The following is a 3,135-nucleotide window of genomic DNA, read 5'->3' on the forward strand; positions in this document are numbered from 1 at the left end:
ATCGGCCCGCTCACCATGCCGACGACCGCGTCGCGGCCATCGTTGAGCGACATCGCCTTCGGCAACTGATCGTCGGGAACGATGCCGCGCAGCATGACGTTGGAGGTGTTGCCCAACAGTCCGTCGCGCACCGCGGCAAGCACCAGAATCGGCACCAACAGCCACACCAATGCCTTGTTGTGCAATGCGTCCGATGCAATCAACACGGCGGAGGACAGCAGGTACAGCACGACCAGCGCGCCGCCTTCCAGCAGCATGAGCTTCTTGCGGTCGTACCGGTCCTGGATGACGCCGCCGGCCAACCCGAGCACGCACAACACCGCAACCTGCAACGCGTCCATCGACGACGCCAATGCCGCCGAGCCGCTGACCGACAGGATGATCAGAGGAATCACGAACGAAACGATGTCGGTCGACACCGAGGCGGAGGTGTCCGCGGCCAGCCACCATCCGTAATCCGTGCCTTCCCATAGTGATGACGCGGTCTGCGCGCTTCCATGCCCATCTTCCGATGATGTGGTCCGTATATCCCCAGCTTGCTCATCTTGCGACGCCATGTCGAATCCCCCTACAACGCATTCCCAATGCGTTGAGCACACCGGAAGTCGCCGCGAAAGGCGAAAGCCGTCATGTTTCCATGCGTTTTCGCATACTCGCCCGCGTGATTTCCGCAACAACGTCAATCATAAGCGGCCTGCACGCACACATAATCAGCGTTCCCATTCAAGCTTGTTGGAATGCATCATAAAAAGAACCTATAACGCTGAGCTTCCTTGGAAAACGGCGGATATTCGACATTTTGCCCATGCGCTCGACGACCAATCACAAGTGACGCTCGACCGCACGACAAAGAGATGGAGATAGAAAAAGGGTTGTTCCGATGATGCTCATCGGAACAACCCTCAACAAGGTTTTAATCGCAGTCAGTCCTGCTTCTTCGGCTTCAGTGCGCTGGGCACCGGCATCGGGATGGGCTTGTGCGGCTTCGGCGCGGCGGCCTTGGCTGCCGGGAACTCTCCGCTGGTGGCCTTGGCTGCCGCCTCAGCGGCCCACTTTGCGTAATCATCGAGATCATCCTCGGATTCGGTCTGCGAGGACGTCTGCGCATCCACGTCGGTCTCATCTTCAGCGTCCGAATCGTGAGAATATTTGGCTTCGATATCGGCGAAGGGGTCGAAGGAACCCGAACCGGGCTCCTGAGCACCGAGCTCCTTGGCAAGCTCATCGTAATCGGTGTCGGTGGTCAGGTACTTGAGCTTTCGGGCTATTTTCTGCTGTTTTGCTTTCTGACGTCCGCGGCCCATCTGACCCCCTGAGATTACTGTGCTATCAATTCATCAAACAAGAGAGTACCACTTATTAGACGATTTTTCGTTGTCGGCTCAGACTTTTACGATAAAATCGTTTATTTTTTAAGGAAAAGGACACCTATGACGGACGAAACCCAGGATCAGCAGATCACTGCTGTCGGCAATGAAATGAGCGCGAGCTTCCTCGCCGCAAAGAAGCGTTCCGATGCGACGCTCGCCGCGATCGAAAAGAATCCGGGCAAGTTCACCATGCTGACCGGCGACCGGCCGACCGGCCGTCTGCACATGGGCCACTACTTCGGCACGCTGCGCAGCCGCGTGGAAATGCAGAACAAGGGCGTGCACACCAATATCATCATCGCCGATTACCAGGTGATCACCGACCGCGACACCACCGAGCACATCCAAGACAACGTGCTCAACCTCATCCTCGACTACATGGCGGCCGGCATCGATCCGGAAAAGACCATGATCTACACGCATTCCGCCGTTCCTGCGGAAAACCAGCTCATGCTGCCGTTCCTGTCGCTGGTCACGGAGGCCGAGCTGCACCGCAACCCGACCGTGAAGGCCGAAATGGAGGCATCCGGCCACGCATTGACCGGACTGCTGCTCACCTACCCGGTGCATCAGGCCTGCGACATCCTCTTCTGCAAGGGCAACATCGTGCCGGTGGGCAAGGACCAGCTGCCGCACATCGAGCTGACCCGTACCATCGCGCGCCGCTTCAACGAGCGCTACGCCAAGAAGAATCCGGTGTTCCCGGAGCCGGACGCCATTCTTTCGGATGCTCCGGAGATTCCGGGACTGGACGGCCAGAAGATGAGCAAGTCCCGTGGCAACTCCATCATGCTGGGCGCCACCGCGGAGGAAACCGCGAAGCTCATCAAGAAGAGCCGCACCGATTCCGAACGCCGCATCACCTTCGACCCGATCAACCGTCCGGAGGTCTCCGCGCTGCTCACCACCGCGAGCCTCACCACAGGCCGCGACCCGAAGGAAATCGCCGAGGAAATCGGTGATTCCGGTGCGGGTGCGCTGAAGATGTACGTCATCGAGTCCGTGAACAACTTCCTGGCTCCGATGCGCGAGCGCCGCGCCGAGCTTGCGAAGGACATGGATTACGTGCGCAATGTGCTCGAAGAAGGCAATAAGAAGGCCAACGCCATCGCCAATGAGACGCTGGATCAGGTGCGCGACGCCATGGGCATGCGTTACTGAGCCAAAAAGTAGAGCAATTGGGCCGCGGTTCGGAGTGGAACCGCGGCCCAATTGCTATCTTTTCCGCTTCCGAATATCGGCCCACAGACCTGTAGAACTTCGTGTTTAGGTCTGGTTTTCGGTGTCAGCCAGTGATGTTGGGATATTCCGTGCCGGTGGTGGAATTCGTTCAGTCGATGCCGGCCCCATGCGAGACGTCGCCGTCCAGACTGGAACCAAATCCCAACTCGGTTCCAGTCCGGTCCAATCCACCCCAGTTCAGTTCAGCTCAGTCTGAGCCCAGTCCGGTTCGAGCCGAGCCCCAACCCAATCTGAGTCCAGTTACTACAATCCGCCCCAGCCCAATCCAGCTCAATCCGAGCTAGGTTCTACTCCAGTTGCAGGTCTGGAATCGAACTGCCCATATGAATTCGTATTCCGTGTCTTGTCTTGACACGATTTGCTTGATCAAACCGTCTATATGTGGCAGATGCCCCATCCAGAAAATCCCATTTGCGCTATATGTGGCAGATTCCAGCGAACAGCACACCTCAAAAGCCACTTAGGGGGTATATTTTGTGTTCGGGGAATAGGAAGGCTGCCACATATAGCGCAAATCACTTTC

At 57.5% G+C, this 3,135-nt stretch carries 3 protein-coding genes; 1 reads left to right on the forward strand and 2 read right to left on the reverse strand.

Annotation, left to right across the window (positions count from 1 at the left end; translation table 11 throughout):
- Both B3C64_RS03695 and B3C64_RS03700 read right to left on the reverse strand, forming a co-directional pair.
- Positions 1-557: MFS transporter (locus B3C64_RS03695; protein ID WP_349679954.1), on the reverse strand; the 557-nt coding region annotated here is incomplete at its 3' end.
- Between the two features lie 366 nt (positions 558-923).
- Entirely contained in the window at positions 924-1,304 is a 381-nt protein-coding gene (locus B3C64_RS03700; protein ID WP_291533819.1) for a DUF3073 domain-containing protein, read from the reverse strand.
- A 126-nt stretch (positions 1,305-1,430) separates the two neighbouring features.
- Here B3C64_RS03700 and trpS point away from each other — a divergent pair, with 126 nt between their 5' ends.
- Positions 1,431-2,531: a tryptophan--tRNA ligase gene (trpS, locus tag B3C64_RS03705; RefSeq protein ID WP_291533820.1), complete on the forward strand. Its 1,101-nt coding sequence runs from the start codon at positions 1,431-1,433 to the stop codon at positions 2,529-2,531.
- The last annotated feature ends 604 nt before the right edge of the window (positions 2,532-3,135 follow it).

The organism is Bifidobacterium sp. UBA6881 (genome assembly GCA_002451435.1).
Classification (GTDB): Bacteria; Actinomycetota; Actinomycetes; order Actinomycetales; family Bifidobacteriaceae; genus Bifidobacterium.